17 protein-coding genes are annotated in these 18,297 nt (G+C 75.7%); 10 read left to right on the top strand and 7 right to left on the bottom strand.

The features are described from left to right. Nucleotides 1–3: 3 nt before the first annotated feature. Complete coding sequence (locus tag ACZ56B_RS27030; protein WP_468795911.1) at nt 4–834, bottom strand: aldo/keto reductase; 831 nt, start codon at nt 832–834, stop codon at nt 4–6. Nucleotides 835–1,037: 203 nt separating this feature from the next. Here ACZ56B_RS27030 and ACZ56B_RS27025 point away from each other — a divergent pair, with 203 nt between their 5' ends. After that, complete coding sequence (locus ACZ56B_RS27025) at nt 1,038–2,012, top strand: TauD/TfdA dioxygenase family protein (protein WP_468795908.1); 975 nt, start codon at nt 1,038–1,040, stop codon at nt 2,010–2,012. 52 nt (nt 2,013–2,064) lie between these two features. Here ACZ56B_RS27025 and ACZ56B_RS27020 read toward each other — a convergent pair whose 3' ends face one another. Both ACZ56B_RS27020 and ACZ56B_RS27015 read right to left on the bottom strand, forming a co-directional pair. Then, on the bottom strand, nt 2,065–2,820 hold the full coding sequence (locus ACZ56B_RS27020) for a dienelactone hydrolase family protein (RefSeq protein ID WP_468795905.1): 756 nt from the start codon (nt 2,818–2,820) through the stop codon (nt 2,065–2,067). Nucleotides 2,821–2,920: 100 nt separating this feature from the next. Next, entirely contained in the window at nt 2,921–3,541 is a 621-nt protein-coding gene (locus ACZ56B_RS27015) for an L-threonylcarbamoyladenylate synthase (protein ID WP_468795902.1), read from the bottom strand. A 113-nt stretch (nt 3,542–3,654) separates the two neighbouring features. Between ACZ56B_RS27015 and ACZ56B_RS27010 the strand changes: the two genes are divergently transcribed. The 3 genes from ACZ56B_RS27010 (at nt 3,655) to ACZ56B_RS27000 (ending at nt 7,809) form a co-directional block, all read left to right on the top strand. After that, complete coding sequence (locus tag ACZ56B_RS27010) at nt 3,655–5,163, top strand: helix-turn-helix domain-containing protein (RefSeq protein ID WP_468795899.1); 1,509 nt, start codon at nt 3,655–3,657, stop codon at nt 5,161–5,163. Nucleotides 5,164–5,540: 377 nt separating this feature from the next. Next, nucleotides 5,541–5,777 carry a hypothetical protein gene (locus tag ACZ56B_RS27005; protein ID WP_468795896.1) on the top strand — a complete coding sequence of 79 codons (237 nt, stop codon included), beginning with the start codon at nt 5,541–5,543 and terminating at the stop codon, nt 5,775–5,777. Nucleotides 5,778–6,150: 373 nt separating this feature from the next. Beyond that, nucleotides 6,151–7,809: a catalase gene (locus ACZ56B_RS27000; protein WP_468795893.1), complete on the top strand. Its 1,659-nt coding sequence runs from the start codon at nt 6,151–6,153 to the stop codon at nt 7,807–7,809. Nucleotides 7,810–7,813: 4 nt separating this feature from the next. Here the strand turns inward: ACZ56B_RS27000 and ACZ56B_RS26995 are convergent, their stop codons facing one another. After that, nucleotides 7,814–8,701: a fructosamine kinase family protein gene (locus ACZ56B_RS26995; RefSeq protein WP_468795890.1), complete on the bottom strand. Its 888-nt coding sequence runs from the start codon at nt 8,699–8,701 to the stop codon at nt 7,814–7,816. A gap of 153 nt (nt 8,702–8,854) precedes the next feature. Between ACZ56B_RS26995 and ACZ56B_RS26990 the strand changes: the two genes are divergently transcribed. The 5 genes from ACZ56B_RS26990 (at nt 8,855) to ACZ56B_RS26970 (ending at nt 12,724) form a co-directional block, all read left to right on the top strand. Continuing rightward, nucleotides 8,855–9,178 carry a hypothetical protein gene (locus ACZ56B_RS26990; protein WP_468795888.1) on the top strand — a complete coding sequence of 108 codons (324 nt, stop codon included), beginning with the start codon at nt 8,855–8,857 and terminating at the stop codon, nt 9,176–9,178. A 70-nt stretch (nt 9,179–9,248) separates the two neighbouring features. Then, complete coding sequence (locus ACZ56B_RS26985; RefSeq protein ID WP_468795885.1) at nt 9,249–9,737, top strand: DUF1360 domain-containing protein; 489 nt, start codon at nt 9,249–9,251, stop codon at nt 9,735–9,737. A gap of 128 nt (nt 9,738–9,865) precedes the next feature. Then, nucleotides 9,866–10,399, top strand: a complete 534-nt coding sequence (locus ACZ56B_RS26980; protein WP_468795882.1) for a DoxX family protein — start codon at nt 9,866–9,868, stop codon at nt 10,397–10,399. Between the two features lie 91 nt (nt 10,400–10,490). Continuing rightward, entirely contained in the window at nt 10,491–11,054 is a 564-nt protein-coding gene (locus ACZ56B_RS26975) for a hemerythrin domain-containing protein (RefSeq protein WP_468795879.1), read from the top strand. Nucleotides 11,055–11,482: 428 nt separating this feature from the next. Then, complete coding sequence (locus ACZ56B_RS26970; protein WP_468795876.1) at nt 11,483–12,724, top strand: MFS transporter; 1,242 nt, start codon at nt 11,483–11,485, stop codon at nt 12,722–12,724. A 645-nt stretch (nt 12,725–13,369) separates the two neighbouring features. Here ACZ56B_RS26970 and ACZ56B_RS26965 read toward each other — a convergent pair. After that, entirely contained in the window at nt 13,370–14,329 is a 960-nt protein-coding gene (locus tag ACZ56B_RS26965; RefSeq protein WP_468795873.1) for an NAD-dependent epimerase/dehydratase family protein, read from the bottom strand. A gap of 279 nt (nt 14,330–14,608) precedes the next feature. Further along, nucleotides 14,609–15,133: a hypothetical protein gene (locus ACZ56B_RS26960; protein ID WP_468795870.1), complete on the bottom strand. Its 525-nt coding sequence runs from the start codon at nt 15,131–15,133 to the stop codon at nt 14,609–14,611. 173 nt (nt 15,134–15,306) lie between these two features. Here ACZ56B_RS26960 and ACZ56B_RS26955 point away from each other — a divergent pair, with 173 nt between their 5' ends. Beyond that, nucleotides 15,307–16,596 (top strand): cytochrome P450, encoded by a 1,290-nt coding sequence (locus tag ACZ56B_RS26955; protein ID WP_468795868.1) that lies wholly within the window; start codon nt 15,307–15,309, stop codon nt 16,594–16,596. A gap of 114 nt (nt 16,597–16,710) precedes the next feature. Here the strand turns inward: ACZ56B_RS26955 and ACZ56B_RS26950 are convergent, their stop codons facing one another. Next, nucleotides 16,711–18,078 (bottom strand): trypsin-like serine protease, encoded by a 1,368-nt coding sequence (locus tag ACZ56B_RS26950; RefSeq protein ID WP_468795865.1) that lies wholly within the window; start codon nt 18,076–18,078, stop codon nt 16,711–16,713. Between the last annotated feature and the right edge of the window lie 219 nt (nt 18,079–18,297).

Genomic DNA, 18,297 nt, shown 5'->3' with positions numbered 1-18,297 from the left:
CGGTCAGAACTCCTCGTGCGCCTCCGGGTCCCCGCCGATCCGCCGGTGGGCGCGGTCGGTGAGGGCCCGCATCTGGGCGGCGTCCAGCTCGAACCCGAAGACGTCGAGGTTCGCGCGCTGCCGTCCGGGGTCCGAGGACTTGGGCACGGGGAGCGCGCCGAGCTGGACGTGCCAGCGCAGCACCGCCTGGGCCGGGGTGACCCCGTGGGCCCGGGCGACGGCGGTGACGGCCGGGTCCTCCAGGAGCCGCGAGCCCCGGCCGAGCGGGCTCCAGCTCTCGGTGAGCACCCCCTTGCCGGCGTGGTGGGCCCGCAGCTCCTCCTGGGGGAAGAAGGGATGCAGCTCGACCTGGTTGACCGAGGGAAGCACCCCGGTCTCCTCCTCCAGCCGCTCGATGTGGGCGGGGGTGAAGTTGGAGACGCCGATCGACCGGACGAGCCCGTCGTCACGCAGCCTGATCATGGCCTTCCAGGAGTCGGCGTACCGGTCGACCCGGGGGAGCGGCCAGTGGATGAGATAGAGGTCGACGTACTCCAGGCCGAGCCGGGCGCGGGACTCCTCGAAGGAGGCGAGGGTCTCCTCGTAACCGTGGTGCCGGCCGGGGAGCTTCGTCGTCACCACGATCTCCTCGCGCGGGACGCCGGCGCGGGCCACGGCGCGGCCGACGCCGGTCTCGTTGCGGTAGTTGGCCGCCGTGTCGACGAGGCGGTAGCCCGCCTCGAGGGCCGCGGTCACCGCGCGCTCCGCCTCGGCGTCGTCCATCGGCCAGGTGCCCAGACCCAGGGCGGGGAGCGTCGTGCCGTCGTTGAGGGTGCGGGTCGGGATGCTGATCACGGTGGGGCCTTCCCGTCGACGGTGTCCTGGGTCCAGCCTCGGGGACCCGGCGGGGGCGATCAACCGGGCGGACGGGTGGGGGAACCGGCCCCCCGCCGCGACGCCCTGTCGCCGGGCGCCCGTATCGCTGGAACGATCCTCCCGGAGAGCCGGCCCGTGCGAGGGCCGTACGGACGACGACGCAGCGGACGGAGCGGACACGCATGACGAAGGACAGGGACCGCGCGGCGGACGCGGGGCGGGCGGCGGCGGTCCGGGTGAGTCCGGTCGCCGGGCACATCGGCGCCGAGATCACCGGCGTCGACCTCGCCGGTGACCTCGACGGGGCCGTGACCGCCGCGATCAGGGCGGCGGTGCTGCGCTGGAAGGTGGTGTTCTTCCGCGGGCAGCGCCTCGACCACGCCGGACACGTCGCGCTGGCACGCCGGTTCGGCGAGCCGGTCGTGCTGCCCCGGCGCGGGAAGGCCTCCCCGCCGGACTTCCCCGAGATCGAGACGACCGCCGACCGGCTGGAGCTCGGCGGGCGGTTCGGCATGGAGCACGACGAATGGCTGCGGCGCCGGCGCCACACCCTCCTGCGCGGCTGGCACTGCGACCACGGCGCCCGCGTCGACCCGCCCGCCGCGACGATCCTGCGCGCCGAGACCGTTCCACCCTACGGCGGCGACACCACCTGGTCGAACCTGGCCGCGGCCTACGCCGGACTGTCCGCCCCGGTACGGGAGTTCGCCGACCGGCTGCGCGCCGAGCACCGGCTGGGGGTCGGCTACCAGCCCCGGCCGGGCGACGACGCCTACGTGCGCCACCTGCTGGACCGTCAGACCGCCTCCGAGCACCCGCTGGTGCGCGTCCACCCGGAGACCGGCGAGCGGGTGCTGTTCGTCAACGGGTACTACGTCGAGCAGATCACCGGTCTGTCCCGGCCGGAGAGCGCGGCCGTCCTGCGGATGCTGCTGGATCAGGCGACCCGCCCCGAGTACACCGTGCGGTTCCGCTGGGAGCCGGGCAGCGTGGCGTTCTGGGACAACCGGGCCACCATCCACCTGGCCCCGGGCGACACCGCCCACCTCGGCCACCCGCGGATCATGCACCGGGTGATGCTCGCCGGCGACGTGCCGGTGGGCGTCGACGGCCGCCCCTCGACGCCGCTCGCCGGCACCGCGCCGGGACGCTGGTGACGGCCGGCCCCCGCGCCGCCCGCCGCCGCGCGGGAGCGGGCCGGGGCGGGGCTCAGAAGGTGCGCCGCAGCAGGTCGAGCAGCGCCGCCCAGTGGCGCTCGTCCGCCTCCCTGTCGTACGCCGCCGTGTCGGACTGGGTGTAACCGTGTCCGGCCCCGGCGTACACCTCGCAGCGGTGCCGGACGCCGGCCGCGGTCAGGGCCCGCTCCAGGCGTTCGATCTGCTCCCCGGGCAGCGACGGGTCCCGGTCGGCGTGGCCGAAGTACAGCTCGGCGGTGACCCGGCCGGCCACCCGGTGCGGACTGTCCGGAGCGTCCGTCGCCAGCCGGCCCCCGTGGAACCCGGCCGCCGCGGCGACCCGTTCCGGATGGGCGCCGGCGGTGCGCAGGGCGAGCGCGGCGCCCATGCAGTAGCCGGTCACCGCCACGGGGCCGTCGGCCGCCGCCGGGCACTCGGCCAGCCACCGCAGGTACGCGCCGGCGTCGCGCACCGCCCGCTCGGGCGTCAGCTGCCGCACGGTCGGCATGAGGCGCCGCAGGATCCTGCCCCGCGCGCGGTCGTCGATGAACTCCGGCAGTTCCACCACCGGGGCGCGTCCGCGGCGGTAGAGCACGTGGGGGACCAGGACCGTGTACCCCGCCCGTGCCAGCCGGTCGGCCATGTCCCGCAGCCGTGGACGCGGACCGAAGGCGTCCGGGTAGAACAGGACCGCCGGCCGGGGCCTCCCGTCGGCGGGACGCGTCAGGTACGCGTCGGCGGTGCCGTCCCCGGTCGGGATGTCGACGGCGGTTCCCCGTACGGCGGTCATGGGCCGGGCTGCCTCTCCTCGGTGGGCGCCGGGGGCGGAGCCGCCCCCGGCGCGGGGCTGGTCACGGCCATCGTGACATCCCGGGGCCGGCCCGGCCCCCCTACTCGAACCGCGAGACGTCGCCGGCACCGCGCCGCACGACCTCCGCCTCGCCGCCCGAGAAGTCGATCACGGTCGTCGGCTCGGTGCCGCAGTCGCCGGAGTCGAGCACCGCGTCCACCACGTGGTCGAGCCGGTCCTTGATCTCCCAGCCCTGGGTCATCGGCTCGTCCTCGTCGGGCAGCAGCAGGGTGCTGGACAGCAGGGGCTCACCGAGCTCCGCGAGCAGGGCCTGGGTGGCGACGTGGTCGGGGATGCGCACGCCGACCGTCTTCTTCTTCGGATGCTGCAGCATGCGCGGCACCTCCTTCGTCGCCGGCAGGATGAACGTGTAGCTGCCCGGCGTCGAGGCCTTGACCGCGCGGAACACGTCGTTGTCGATCCGTACGAACTGACCGAGCTGCGCGAAGTCCCGGCACACGAGGGTGAAGTGGTGCCGGTCGTCCAGCTTGCGGATCGTACGGATCCGGTCGATGCCGTCGCGGCTGCCCAGGCGGCAGCCGAGCGCGTAGCACGAGTCCGTGGGGTACGCGATCAGGGCGCCGGAGCGGATGCTGTCGGCCACCTGGGCGATGGTGCGCGGTTGGGGGTTGTCGGGGTGCACGTCGAAGTACTTCGCCATTCACCGAGCTTATGCCGCCCGGGAGGGGCGGACCGCACACACCGGACCGCACGCACGGGTGAGGTAACGTCCCTGACCAGGCCGGTACGGCGGACGAACGGGGGAAGGCCGGGGTGACAGGCGACGACGGCGTCCGGCGGGCGGAGCCGGCGGCCGGGGGGCGTCCGGCGTGGGCGCGGGAACTGCTCGAACACCTGCGGCCGGCCGGACGGGACGTCCGCAGGGTCGTCGACTGGCTGGCCGGCACCGCACGGGCGGCGGTCTGCCTCCAGGACGCCGCCGGCACGCTCGTCGCCGGCACCCGACTGCCCCTGGACGAGGCGCTGACCGCCGGCATCGCCTCCGGCCGGATCGCCTCCGCCTCCTGGGAGGGGGGAGGGCGCCACCTGCGCCTGGTGAAGGTCGGCCACCCCTCGCGGACCTGCGTCCTGGCCGTCTCCCGCGACGCCCCCTTCGACCGGGACACCTCCGACGTCGTCACGCACACCGCCCAGGTGATCGAACTCCTGCTCACCGCACGCGAGTCCACCGCGGCCGGGCAGCGGCTCCGGCGGGCCACCGCCGATCTGCGGCTGGCGATCCTGCAGCTGCTGATGGTCGAGGACACCGTCGCGGCCCGCCGGGTCGCCGCGGGACTCTGGCCGGGCCTCCTCGACGCCGACACGGCATGCGTCTACGTCGTCGAGTCCGACCCGGACCGGCGCGACCGGCTCGCGCAGGAGTGCCTGGACGCCACGGGGGAGGAGGCACTGGTCGTGCGGTGCCCGGCCATGGACGGGCACGTGATCGTGGTCGGCCCCCGCGAGGCCACCGCCGGCGATCTGCGGTCGCTGGTCGGGCGGCACCCGGGCACCTTCCTCGGCGGCAGCACCCGGCAGGGCCTCGCCCGGACCGCCACCGCCTACGGGCAGGCCGCCAGCGCGCTCGCGGTGGCGCGCTTCCGGGCGGACAGGACGGCGGTGTACGCCGAGCGCACCCGGCCCGAGCGGCTGATCGACCCGAGGGCGCTGCGGAGCTGGGCGGCCCGGGTGCTGCGCCCGCTCGACGCGCTGGCGCACCACACCCGCGCCGAACTCCTCGCCACCACCCGGCTCGGCCTGGAGTTCACCGCCGTGAACACGGCCAAGGTGCTCGGCGTCAGCCGCAACACCGTGCGCGCCCGGATGGAGCGCGTCGAGACCATGCTCGGCACCGACTTCGACGACCTGACCGCCCGTGCCGTCGTGCACCTGGCCCTGCACACCCGGATCAACCTCCTGGACGGGCAGGCGGGCGCGGACCCCGGTGCGGCCCCCCCGCTCCTCGCCGACCTGCTGGCCGGTGCCGCCGTGCGCGCCTGGTCGCAGGACCTGCTGGGCCGGCTGGACCGGGACGCCCGGAACCTGCGCCGCACCCTGCGCGCCTGGATCGCGGCCGGAGGCAACGCCGAGCGGGCCGCGCAGGACCTGGGCGTCCACGCCCAGACCGTCCGCGAGCACGTGCGCAGCGCCGAGCCGGTCCTGGAGCGCCAGCTCCTGGCGGCCGGAACCGACCTGTACGAGGTCGTCCTGGCCCATCTGGCGGTGGGCGACCTGGAACAACCGGTGTTCACGCGTGCGCCCCGGGCGGCCCCGCCCGGCTGAACCGCCGTTGCCCGGCTCGCCCCGCACGCGTCCCGCGGGGACGAAAGCGGTTCTTCCGGGCACGGTTGTGCACGGATGAGTCCCGGGACCGCCGCGGTGGGCATCGGCGCGATACACACGCCGCCCCCGGTCCGCGTAGGTTTCCGGTCGGCGCGGGGGCACGACCGGAGCGGGGGACCGGTCGGCGCCCCCGCGGCTCCCCGGCCGCGCGGCCGCCGCGGGACCCGACGGGCCGGCGAAGCGGCGCCGGCCGCTCGTCGACGCCGTGTGCCTCCGGCGGGGGCGGGTACCCGGCCGGCGCTGTGGAGGCCCGCCGCCCGGACACCGCGGACCGGTGCGGACGGGCCCGTGACGAGCACCGTGGACGGGAGGTCCCCATGACCAGCGAGACGGAGACCGGCGGCGTGACCGGTACGCAGGACAAGGACTACAACCTGATCTGGTACGTCGAAGCGTGCCTGAGCAACGCGCTGCGCCTGGAGGGCTACATCCAGGACGCCGAGCGCGCCAAGGACACCGAGGTCGCCGACCTCTTCCGCAAGGCCCAGGCGGACAGCCGCAAGGGCGCCGAACTGGGCAAGGAACTCCTGCGCGCCCGCCTCGGCGGCGGCTGAGCACGCCGCTTCCGGGCCCGGCCACCGTGGACGGCACGGGGGCCGGGCCCTTCGCCGCCCCGGCCCCGCCGTCCGCCCCGGCCGGGCCCGCTCCACTCCCTTGCGTCACCCCGCGTGGGCGGGCGTTCGCTCCGAGTCGCCGTCCCGGGTGATGCACGGCAGCATGGCCCTCGTACGCACACCCCGGCGGATCGTGCGCGACGCCCCGTGCGCCGGCCGTCCGGCCCGGACGGTCCGGAAAGAAACCGCCGTGGTGTGAGTGCCACCGCGGCGCCGGGTACCCGGGCCGTCCGCCACGACCGGTCGGCGGAGGGCACCACCTTGCCCCGGTCCGCCCGCAACCGGCCATGAGCAGCCGAAGGAGCCCACGATCATGACGGACGTTTCGAGCCAGGGCCCTGCTCCCGGCGACGACCGCAAGGTACTCACCAACCGGCAGGGCCATCCGGTCTACGACAACCAGAACCAGCGGACGGTCGGCGCCCGCGGCCCGGCCACCCTGGAGAACTACCAGTTCCTGGAGAAGATCAGCCACTTCGACCGGGAACGCATCCCCGAGCGGGTGGTGCACGCCCGCGGCGTCACCGCCTACGGCTACTTCGAGGCGTACGGGAAGTGGGGCGACGAGCCGATCTCCCGCTACACCCGGGCCAAGCTCTTCCAGGAGCAGGGCAAGCGCACCGACCTGGCCGTCCGCTTCTCCACCGTCATCGGCGGCCGGGACTCCTCCGAGGCCGCCCGCGACCCGCGCGGCTTCGCGGTGAAGTTCTACACCGAGGACGGCAACTGGGACCTCGTCGGCAACAACCTGGGTGTCTTCTTCATCCGGGACGCGATCAAGTTCCCGGACGTCATCCACGCCCTCAAGCCCGACCCGGTCACCTTCGAGCAGCAGCCGCGCCGCATCTTCGACTTCATGTCGCAGACGCCCGAGTGCATGCACATGCTGGTCAACCTGTTCAGCCCGCGCGGCATCCCGGCGGACTACCGCCACATGCAGGGCTTCGGCGTGAACACCTACAAGTGGGTCAACGCCGAGGGCGACACCAAGCTGGTCAAGTACCACTGGATGCCCAAGCAGGGCGTGCGCAGCATGACCGCCGAGGACGCGGCCAACGTGCAGGCCGATTCCCTCGGCCACGCCACCAAGGACCTGTACGAGGCGGTGGAGCGCGGCGATCACCCGGAGTGGGAGCTGCTGGTCCAGATGATGGACGACCACGACCACCCGGAGCTGGACTTCGACCCGCTGGACGACACCAAGACCTGGCCCGAGCAGGACTTCCCGCCGAAGCCGGTCGGCCGGATGGTGCTGAACCGGATGCCGAAGGACTTCTTCACGGAGAGCGAGCAGATCTCCTTCGGCACCGGCGTCCTCGTCGACGGCCTGGACTTCTCCGACGACAAGATGCTCGTCGGCCGGACCTTCTCCTACAGCGACACCCAGCGCCACCGCGTCGGTCCGAACTACCTCCAGCTCCCGGTCAACCAGGCCAGGAACGCGGAGGTGCGCACCAACCAGCGTGACGGCCAGATGGCGTACTACCAGGACAACGGCGGGGAGAACCCCCACGTCAACTACGAGCCGTCGATCACCGGCGGCCTGCGGGAGGCCCAGTACCCGACGCACGACGACCAGGGCCCGGAGATCCGGGGCCGGCTCACCCGCAAGCGCATCCCCCGCACCAACGACTACCTGCAGGCCGGCCAGCGCTACCTGCTGATGGAGGACTGGGAGCGCGACGACCTGGTGAAGAACTTCATCGACCAGATCTCCCAGTGCGACCGGGAGGTGCAGGAGCGCATGGTGTGGCACTTCCTGCTGGTGGAGAACGACCTCGGCCGCCGGGTCGGCGAGGGCCTCGGGATCATGCCGGAGGACGTCGCCCACCTGGAGCCGCTGGCGAGCCAGGACCTCACGGACGAGGACCGCAAGCGGCTGGCCAACCTCGGCGACAACCCGCCCCGCGACGTGGAGGGGCTCACCATGACCCACTGCGTGCCCGACGAGCGGCACGTGGTGACCCGTTGAGCGCTCACCCGGCCAGGGCCGACCGCGCCGCGGTGAGCGCCTGCCCGGCGTAGCCGCGTCCGAACAGCACGGCGTGCACCAGCAGCGGGAACAGCTGGTGCACGCCGACGCGTTCCTCCCACCCCTCGGCGAGCGGCGCCGCCTCACGGTAACCGCCCAGCACCGCGTCGAGGTGGGGGCAGCCGAACAGGCGGAGCATCGCGAGGTCGGTCTCCCGGTGCCCGCCGTGCGCCGCCGGGTCGATCAGCCGGACGTGCCCGTCGGCGCCCCACAGCACATTGCCGTTCCACAGGTCGCCGTGCAGCCGCGCGGGCGGCTCGGCGGGCCCGGCGAGCTCCGGCAGCCGCGCGCAGACCCGCTCGACGACCCCCGCCTCGTCCGGGCGGACGGCGCCCCGGTCGACCGCCGTGCGCAGATACGGCAGCACCCGGTGCTCGGCGTACCAGCGGGGCCAGTCGTCGCCGGTGACGTTGCGCATCGGGGCGCGCCCGATGAACGCCTCCACCGGACCGCCCGGCGGCGGCGCCCCGAACGCGGGCGCGCCGGCGGCGTGCATCCGGGCCAGCGCGCGGCCGAACCGGACCGCCGCCCGCCGGTCGGGCCGCCCCTCGGCCACCCGGTCGAGGACCAGCCGGTGCGCGTCGTGACCGTGCACGGCCGGCACCCGCACCGTCCCCGCCCCGGCCAGCCAGCGCAGCCCCGCCGCCTCGGCCCGCGCCGCGTCCGCGCCGTCGGCACGCTTGACGACCACCACCCGGCCGTCGTCGAGGGCGACCTCGGTGAGCGAACCGGACAGCGCACGCTCCCCGGTGACGGCCCGTCCGGTGAACCGCGCCGCGACGGCCCCCGGTCCGTCGCCGGGCCGGGCCGCCGCACCGGGACGCACGGTCATGGGCGGGGCTCCTCCACGGACGGGGGCGGGGCGGGCACGGCTCCAGGGTACGCGGCACCCCCGCGCCCCCCATGCGCGCCGACCGGTCACGCGGGACGGTGAAAAACCCGCCGCCCACCGGTCGGACGGCGCCGCCCCGGGGAGCACTTCGACATGACGAGTTCACCGTTCCAGCGCACCCTCACCCTGCCCGCCTCCCTGTGCGAGCAGGCCGTGCCGCACCTGGAGCAGGCCGCCCGGCGCGCCGTCGACGGAGCGGACGTCCCGCTGAAGGCGTTCCGCGCGGCCGACGAGCACGACTACACCTTCCCGGTGCCCGTGGTGGAACAGGCGGCGGCCTGCCTGCTGGTCCTGGCCACCGAGACCGCCCAGACCGTGCGGCCCTCGGCCCTGCGCGCCCTCATCTCCGTCGCCCTGTGCCTGCGCGACGCCGTCGAGGCGGTCCACCAGCCCGCGCTCACGACCCGGTTCTGGTGAGGTCGTCCGCCGCCGCGTGTGGCGGTGGCCCGCCGGGGCACTCCGGTCGTACCGAGTCCGAGGAGGTCCCATGACGGCGCAGGAGTCCGGCTACGACGAGGGCGAGACGCCACTGGGCGGCTACGCCGCGCTCGCCACCACGTTCACGGCCGGCGTCGCCCTGTTCACGGCGGTGGCCCGGCGCCGCGGGGTGCGGCCGCCCGAGACCGTGCCGCCCTGGGACCTCTTCCTGCTGGCGACGGCGACCTTCAAGGGTTCCCGGCTGCTGTCCAAAGCCAAGATCACCAGTTTCGTCCGGGCGCCGTTCACCCGCCGGGAGCGGGAGGCCGAGGCCGGCGAGGTGATGGACCGGTCCCGCGGGGACGGGGCACGCCGGGTCGTGGGCGACCTGGTGACCTGCCCCTTCTGCACCTCCACCTGGGTGGCCGCCGGCCTGGTCGGCACCTACGCCTGCGCGCCGAGGGCGGCCCGCCTGCTGTGCGCCGGCCTGACCGCCGTCACGGCGGCGGACTGGCTCCAGTACGCCTGGAGCCGGACGGAGCAGTCCGCGCAGGGCTGACCGCACCCGGGCCCGTGCGGGCCCGTCCCGCCGGCCGGGCCGCGCGTCACCGGGCGGGCCCCGCCGAATGACGCCCGTCCGCAGGGGAACCCGGGGCCCCCGACCACCGACATCCCCAGGAGAAGGCCATGAGTCTGCTGCGCATCGTCGGCCGCCCGATGCTGGCCTCGATGTTCGTCGCGGGCGGGCTGGAGTCCGTCCGCCACCCCCAGTACGTCGTCCCGGCCGCCGAGCCCGTCGTACGGCCCGTCGCCGACCGCGTCCCGGTGCTGCCGGACAGTACCGAACAGTCGGTACGGCTGAACGGCGCCGTCCAGGTCGCGGCCGGACTGCTGCTGGCCACCGGACGCATGCCCCGCTCCGCCGCGCTCGCGCTCGCCGTCACCCTCGTGCCCACGACGCTCGCGGGACACCGCTTCTGGGAGGAGGAGGACCCGGACCAGCGGGTCCAGCAGCGCATCCACTTCCTCAAGAACCTGGCCATGCTCGGCGGCCTGCTGATCACCGCGGGCGACACCGGCGGCGCCCCCTCGCTGCTGTGGCGCAGCCGGCACGCCGCCCGGGACCTGCGACGCGACGCCCACCTCGTGCAGCGCTCCTTCCGGGCCGGGGCCCGCCCCGCCGCGGCGGTCGGCCGGGTCCGGTCCGCGCTGCCCCGCTGACGCGTACGACCGCGTTAGCTTCCCGGGGGCCGGGGGACCCGGGAGGCGGGTGGGCCCGGCCGGGCGCCACCGCGAACCGGAGGTGAAGGACATGGGACACGGCGGGAACGTCATCGACGAGCTGGTGACCGATCACCGGGAGGTCGAGGAGCTCTTCGGGAAGATCGAGCAACTGCCGCCCGGCCACGAGGACCGCAAGCTGTACGCCGACCAGGCCACCATCGAGCTGGTCCGGCACTCGATCGCCGAGGAGGCGTACCTCTACCCGGCCGTGCGCGAACACGTGCCCAACGGCGACACCCTCGCGGACAAGGAGCTCGAGGACCACGCCAAGGCCGAGCAGATCATGAAGGATCTGGAGGGCTGCGACGCGGGCGACGCCGAGTTCGACCGGCTCGTCGGCATGCTGATGAGCGAGATCCGGGAGCACATCGCCGACGAGGAGCAGAACCTGTTCCCGATGCTGCGCACCTCCTGCTCCCCGGAGGAGCTCGACCGGCTCGGCGCCAAGGTCCGGCAGGCGAAGAAGACGGCCCCGACCCGGCCGCACCCCACCGCCCCGGACAAGCCCCCGGCGAACAAGCTGCTGGCCCCGGGGGTCGGCATGGTCGACCGGGTCCGCGACGCGCTGAGCGGACGCGGCAAGGCCGACTGACGCGGACCGGCCGCACAGCGACGCAGAGGAACCCTCAGGAGGGGCCCGCCCCGGTGGCGGGCCCCTCTCCCGTGCCCTCGCCCCGCCCGTGTCCGCTCGTTGTGAGCAACCCCACTCGCTTCCCAAGTTCCCGGCCCGGCGGGGCCTTTGGCGCGCACGGCACGGTGACGCCCGGACGTCCGGAACCGACTCGGCGGTCCCTTCTGCCACGATGGTCCGCGCCCTGTCCCGGTGAGGGGAGCCGCCGCGCAGCGCGGCCGGCGTTCCGCTTCCCGCACCCCTCCCGCTGAGTCCTCCGACTCGTCCCCGAGTAGCGCACTGTGTCTTCCTCACCCACCCCTGCCCGATCCACTCCGGCCCCGACGCCCGCCGAACCGGCCGCCGGGGCCGCGTCACGCTCGCCCTGGCGGTCCCTGAGGCACCGCAGCATGCGCTGGTGGTCCGTCGCGAACTTCGTGTCCAACGCCGGTACCTGGATGCAGCTCACGGTCCAGAACCTGCTGGTCCTCCAGATCACGGGGTCCGCCGCCGCGACGGGCCTGTCCATGTCCGTCCAGGCCGCGCCGGCCCTGCTCATGAGCGTCCTCGGCGGCGCGGCGGTCGACCGCTGGCCGCGGAAGCGGACGGCCGCCGTCAGCCAGGCGCTGCTCGCCGCCATCGCGTTCACCACGGCCCTCCTGGTGGCGCTGGACCGGCTCGACATGACGTCCCTGATGGTGCTGGCCGCCGTCACCGGCGTCGTCGCCACCGTCGACAACCCGGCCTGCGCCCTGCTGGGCAACGACCTCGTCCCGGCCGAGGACGTGCCCTCCGCCATCGGCGTGGGCGCGCTGGTGTTCAACGCGGGCCGGCTCGCGGGCGCCGCGCTCGCCGGGGCGACGGTCGGATTCCTCGGCACCGCCGCCGCGTACTTCGCCAACGGGTTCTCCTTCCTCTTCGTGACCGCGGTCATCCCGTTCCTGCGCCCGGCGCCGGGAGCGGCCCGGCGCGTGGCCCGGGAGAGCGAGCGCGCGCGGCGGGACATGACCGTGCGGGAGGGGCTGGCCTTCTTCGGACGGCGGCCCCGCCTGCTCGCCCTCGCCGGGATCACCGGGGTCAGCGCGGTCTTCGGCCGCAACTACGGGCTCACGCTCGCCGTCCTGGTCACCGGGCCGCTCGCGGGCGGCGCCGGGGCGTTCGGCACCGTGTCCACCGTCCTCGCCGTCGGCGGCATCATCGGCGCGGTGCTCGGCGCGCGGCTGCGCAGGCCGTCCGTGCGCCTGGTCGGCGCCCTCGCGGCGGCGGGCGCGCTGCTGCAGGTGGTGGCGGGGCTGTCGCCGTCGCTGGCCGTGCTGCTGGCGCTCGTCCTGCCCATGGCCGTCGTCGAGTCCGTCTCCGACACCGCCGCGACGGCCGTCCTGCAGACCGATCCGCCCGCCCACCTGCGCGGACGCGTCCTGGGGGTGTGGGGCAGCATCGGCACGGTGTGGGGCCTGGGCGGCCCGCCCGCCCTCGGCCTCCTCATGGAACTGGCCGGACCGCGCGGCGCCCTGGTCGGCGGGGGACTGGTCATCGCCGGGGCGATCGGCGCGGGCCACCTGCTGCGGCCCCGGCGGACCACCACGCCCGCGGAACCGCGGCCGGGGGAGGGCGACGCGGCCGGCCGGCCCGTGCTGGAGGTGGCCGCCTGACCCGGGCGACCCCGCTCGCCCCCGCCCACCGGGCCCCCGCACACCGGGTGGCCGTCCGCCCCGGCCGCCCGGCCGGGGCGGCGGTGGTTCCGGGCGCGGGGGACCGTGCCCGGCTCACGGGGTGAGGACCCGGGCGGCCCCTCGGGGGCCGGGGCGGCCGCGCGCTCCGCTCGCTCCCCCTCCGGTTCGCGGCCCCTGTCCGGCCCCGGCCGCGGGCCGGGGTCCCTCCCGGGCGGACCGGCCCGCGGCCGGATCGTGAACCGGAGGCCTTCGGGGCCACCGCCGCGGCTTTCGCCGCCCTGCGGGCCGGGAGGGTCGTGGAGCGGCCGTCGCGGCAGGGCGGGACGACCCGCCCGTGGTCCGCGACGGGGGCGGCCCGTGCGCCCGCCAGCGCCTCCCGCACCGCCTCGTCCGGTTCGCCGGGCGTACCGCCGCCCCGGCCGGCGCGCACCACGGGCCGCCCGCCCGCCGGCACCCGGGTCCTCACCGGCAGCGTGCCGTGCGGCGGGAGCTCCAGCAGCCGCACCCGGCCGCCCAGCGCCCGGCGCCCGGCCTCGCCGGCCGGGAACCGCTCGGACCCGTGCTGTCCGCCGGACGGCACGGGTCACGACCGCGGCCGTCCTCCGGCCGCCGGGCGGTGCGCGGTCAGCCCGCCTCGGCGCGGAACCAGGCGATCGTGCGCCGCAGCCCCTCCTCGGTGCCCACCCGCGGCTCCCAGCCGAGCTTGTCCACCGCCAGCGTGATGTCCGGGCAGCGCACCGCCGGGTCGTCCACCGGGCGTTCGACGAAGCGGATCTCCGACGCGGAGCCGGTGAGCGCGACGACGAGGCGGGCCAGGTCCAGCATGGTGATCTCGCCGGGGTTGCCGATGTTGACGGGGCCGCGCATCCCGTGGGCGGCGGCCGCGAGGACACCGGCCACCGTGTCGTCGACGTAGCACAGCGACCGGGTCTGCTGCCCGTCCCCGGTCACGGTGAGGGGCTCGCCGGCCAGCGCCTGCCGGACGAAGGTCGGCACGGCACGGCCGTCGTGGCCGCGCATCCGCGGGCCGTAGGTGTTGAACAGCCGCACGATGCAGGTGTCGGTGCCGTGGGTCTCGGCGTGGGCGGTGGTCAGCGCCTCGCCGAAGCGCTTGGCCTCGTCGTAGACGCTGCGCGGGCCGACCGGATTGACGTTTCCCCAGTAGCGCTCGTCCTGCGGGTTCTGCTGGGGGTCGCCGTAGACCTCCGAGGTCGAGGCCAGGACGAAGCGGGCCCCGGCGGCCTGGGCGAGCCGCAGGGCGTTGCGGGTGCCGAGGCTGCCCGTCTCCATGGTGTGCAGCGGCAGCCGCAGGTAGTCGGCGGGGGAGGCGGGGGAGGCGAAGTGCAGCACGAGGTCGGGCGGCCGCCGCACCGGCAGCTCCTCGGCCACGTCGGCCTGCACCAGCGTGAACCCGGGCCGTTCGAGCAGCGGGGAGATGTTCTCCGGCCGGCCGGTGCTGAAGTCGTCCACGCAGGTGACGGCGGCGCCCGCGTCCAGCAGGGCGGCGCACAGGTGGGAGCCGACGAATCCGGCACCGCCGGTGACGACGGCGTGCTCCCAGTTCCGGGATGTGGCAGTGGTCATGTCGCTCAGTCCTCCGTCGGAGGCGTCGGAGACCGGGGCGGCCGGGGCCCGTGGCGTCGGGCCGGGGCGCCGGGCCCGGGGTGCCGTGCACCCCTGGGAGCAGCGTGGGCCGACGGCACGGCCGCGGCACGGCCGTGTACTGCGATCCGGTGAGTGACGGAGCGTGACGACGGTCGTCGGCGCGTCGTTCTCGCAGGTGGGACGGAGCGACGGGGCGTCCGCGGCGCGCGGTGGGCGCGGGCCGGCGTTCCCGCCCGGCGCGGACCGGGCGGCCGGGGCTCAGGCGATGAGGGTGTGGTCCGGGTCGAGCCGGTCGAGCAGGCCGGAGTGGTGGAGCCCGGCCACGGGCGCGAGCAGGTCCGGGTGGCGCAGCAGCGCCGCCGCGCGCCGGTCGGCCTCGTCGGGGGCGAGCAACCGCCGGAACTCGGTCGGCAGGCCGTCCGAGTGCGCGCCGTCCCGGGCGAGCGCGGTCACCGCGCGGGAGGCCAGCCCCGGATCGGTGAGCAGACAGGCGGCCCAGCTGGCCACGACCTCGTCGACCCAGGTGCGCCAGGCGTCCGCCGCGCCGGCGCCGGCCGCGTCGGCGCCGGTGACCCAGTCGAGCCGCCCCGAGCCCCCCGGACCGGCCAGCTCCAGCAGGGCCGCGTCCATCGCCGTCGGATACCTGAGCCACGCCGCGACCGTCACGGCCTGCCGTGCCTGCGCCTCGCACAGGGCGGAGGCGAACACCCCGCCGGGGGAGGGGAAGGAACGGGTCAGCCACTGCGCGGTCGCCGCGATGACCGGAGAGAGATCTGCTTGCACTGCCGGACCGTCCCGATGAGTGAGGTAAGGGATACCTAACCTAAACGGTAGTCCCCGTCCCGCCCTCCCGGCGTGACCCGGGTCTCGTTCGGCACGTGGTCTCGGCCACACCCGTCCGGACGGCCCGTCCGCTCCCGGAGTGTCCCGGTGATCCGTCGGGGCACCCGGCGGCCATGGACGTACTCAGCCGCCCTTTGATCGACCGTACCCTGCCGCTGCTGACCGAGGGCTACGCCTGGCTGCCCAACCGGATGCGCGACAGCGCCGGCCCCGTGGTGCGCACCCGGCTCCTGGGCCGCCCCGCCCTCGCGCTGCGCGGACCGGACGCGGTGCGGTTCTTCTACGACGAGCGCAACGTGCGCCGGCACCGCGCGATACCCGAGCCCGTGCTCGCCACCCTGTTCGGCCGCGAGGCGGTGCACACCCTGGACGGCGCCGCCCACCGCGCCCGCAAGGCCCTGTTCCTGCCGCTGACGGAGCCCGAACGCCTCGCCGGACTGGTCGAGCAGGTGACCGCGGCCTGGGACGACGCCGTACCGGAGTGGGGCCGGCGCGGCTCCGTCGTGCTGTTCGACGAGGCCGGCACGGTGCTCACCCGCGGTGTCCACCGCTGGGCCGGGATCCCGCTGGACGACTCCGGGGCCGGGGCGGCGGCCCGCGACATGATCGCGATGGTGGACGGTTTCGCCACCGCCGGACCGCGCCACCTGCGGGCCCGGCGCGCCCGCGCCCGCCAGGAGGACCGGCTGGCCCAACTGGTGCGGGACGCGCGGTCCGGCGGGGGCGCCGCCCCCGCGGACTCGATGTTCGACCTGGTGTGCCGGCACCGCGACGCGGACGGCGAACCGCTCGACGAGAAGACGGCCGCGGTGGAACTGCTCAACGTCGTCCGCCCGACGGCCGCCCTCGCCTGGTTCGTCGCCTTCACGGCGCACGCCCTGCACCGGTGGCCGGAGCACCGCGCGCCCCTGGCGGACGGCGACACGGCGTTCACCGCCGCGTTCACGCACGAGGTGCGCCGCTTCTACCCGTTCGCGCCGTTCCTCGGCGGGCTGGCCGCGCGGGACCTGGTGTGGCGGGGCGAGTGGCTGCCGGCCGGAGGACTGGTGGTGCTCGACGTGTACGGGCAGAACCACGACGAGGCGCTGTGGGGCGACCCGTACGCCTTCCGCCCGCGGCGCTTCCTCGACCGGCCCGTCGAACGCGACGAGCTGATCCCGCAGGGCGGCGGCGACCCGGCCGCCGGCCACCGCTGCCCCGGCGAGGGCGTCACCCTCGGCGTGCTGGAGGCGCTCGCGGTGCGGCTGGCCCGGCTGGAGTACACGGTGCCGGAGCAGAACCTCACGATCCCGCTGAACCGCGTCCCGACCCGTCCGCACAGCGGGGTCGTCCTGACCGGGGTGCGGCCGCCGGCCGGCGGGACCGGGTCCCGCGCCGGACGTGACGCCGCGGCGCTCCGGTAGCGGGGATCCCGGCCGGCCCGCTCCTCGAGGTGCCGCGCCCGGCCCTCCCGCCGCGCTCCGGCCCCGCCCGGACGGACGGACCGCGGCGGGGCCGGAGCCGTCCCGGTCAGGAGGTCACAGGCGCTGCCACAGGGCCGGTGTGCCGGCAGGCGCCCACGCGCCCTGGGCCTGGTGGGTCTGCAGGCACCGGTAGCGCACGCCGTCGCGGGTCACCGTGGCCCCGGCCTCGTAGACGCGGCCCGGGGCCCACTCCCGCGCGGCGCCGTCCTGCGGGGCGGGCGCCGTCGTCTGCGCGGCGGCCGTGGTCAGCACGAGCCCGAACTCCGCGAGGACCGGGTTGACCGGCTGGTAGAACGTCGTGCCGCCACCGGTGCAGTCGCCGGAGCCGCCGGAGGTGACGCCCTGCGCCTGGACGCCCGCGAGGTACGGCCCCCCGGAGTCGCCCGGCTCGGCGCACACCGTCGTCCGGGTCAGCCCGTCGACCCTGCCCTCCGGGTAGCTGACGCTGACGTCGTGCTGCTCGATGGTCCCGCAGTGCCACCCGGTGGTGGAACCGGAACGGCACACCGACGCCCCGACGAGCGCCTGCACCGAGCCGGCGACCCGCACCTCCCGGCCGTCCTGCGCCCTGACGCCGGGCGTGACCGTCCACTGGTCGTTGACGGCCACCCAGGCCATGTCCTCGCCGGGGAACCTGGAGGCCTGGAAGACGCCCTGCGCCGTCCGGTCGTACCCGGTCGTCGTGTCGCCGGGACGGCCGCAGTGCCCGGCGGTGACGAAGCCCGGCCGGTCGCCCTCGGTGACGGAGAAGCCGACGGAGCAGCGCGCGGAGTCGTTGACGTAGAAGGCGTCACCGCCGGTGAGGTCCCGCAGCAGGCGCGGCCGGACCTCCGTCGTGCGGATCCCGACGTCCTCGCCCCCGAGCCCCGCGGCCTCGACGAAGGCGGTCCCCGCCTCCCGGCTCGTCGCCTGCACCGCGATCCGGTTCTCCGGCACGTCGACGTACCACACGGGCGTGTCGAGGGTCCGGACGCGGTCGGCCGCCGCGTCCAGCTTCTCCTTGGCCGCCCCGAGGTCGGCCAGCGTCCGCCGCACGACGGCGGCCCTCGCGCCCTGCGCCTCGATGACCGGCACGTCCTCGGCGTCGGTGGTCGCGACCGTGAGCTCCTCGGAGGTGGCCCCGCGCACCCAGGCCCCGGCGAACCGGTCGCCCAGAGCCATGCGCAGCCGGCCCGCGCGGGTGCCGGCCTCCGCCTCGTTGGCCAGCCGCCGGGACGCCTGGTCCGGGGTCAGCCCCAGGTCGCGCCGGAGGGCGTCGAGCAGGCGGGGCGACGGCCGGTCGGCGCCGGGGGGCCGCGCGGCGTCCGGCGCCGATCCCGCCGCCGTCGCGGGGCCGGCCGCGGCCGGGAGGCCGGCGAGGACGAGGACGCCGATCACGGTCACGGCCGATCGGCGCACCGTCCCGGCATGTCTGTGGGCCATTCGCTGCGTCTCCTTCATCCGGGTGCGTTCGGGTGCGTCCGGGGCCGTCGGGGTGGAACCGCCGCGCGCCGGCGGGAGGCGCCGGGCACCCCTGGGGCGTGTGGCGAAAGGCCCGCCTGCCCGGGGAGGGAATGTGCGGGCATCCGCTCCTTTTTTTCGTGCGTCCCTCTGACCATAATGTCCGTGGGGGGATCCATGTCCCCTGCGGGAGTTTCCGGG

This window comes from Streptomyces sp. NPDC034670 (assembly GCF_055574875.1).
This window is presented reverse-complemented; position numbering and strand designations above follow the sequence as displayed.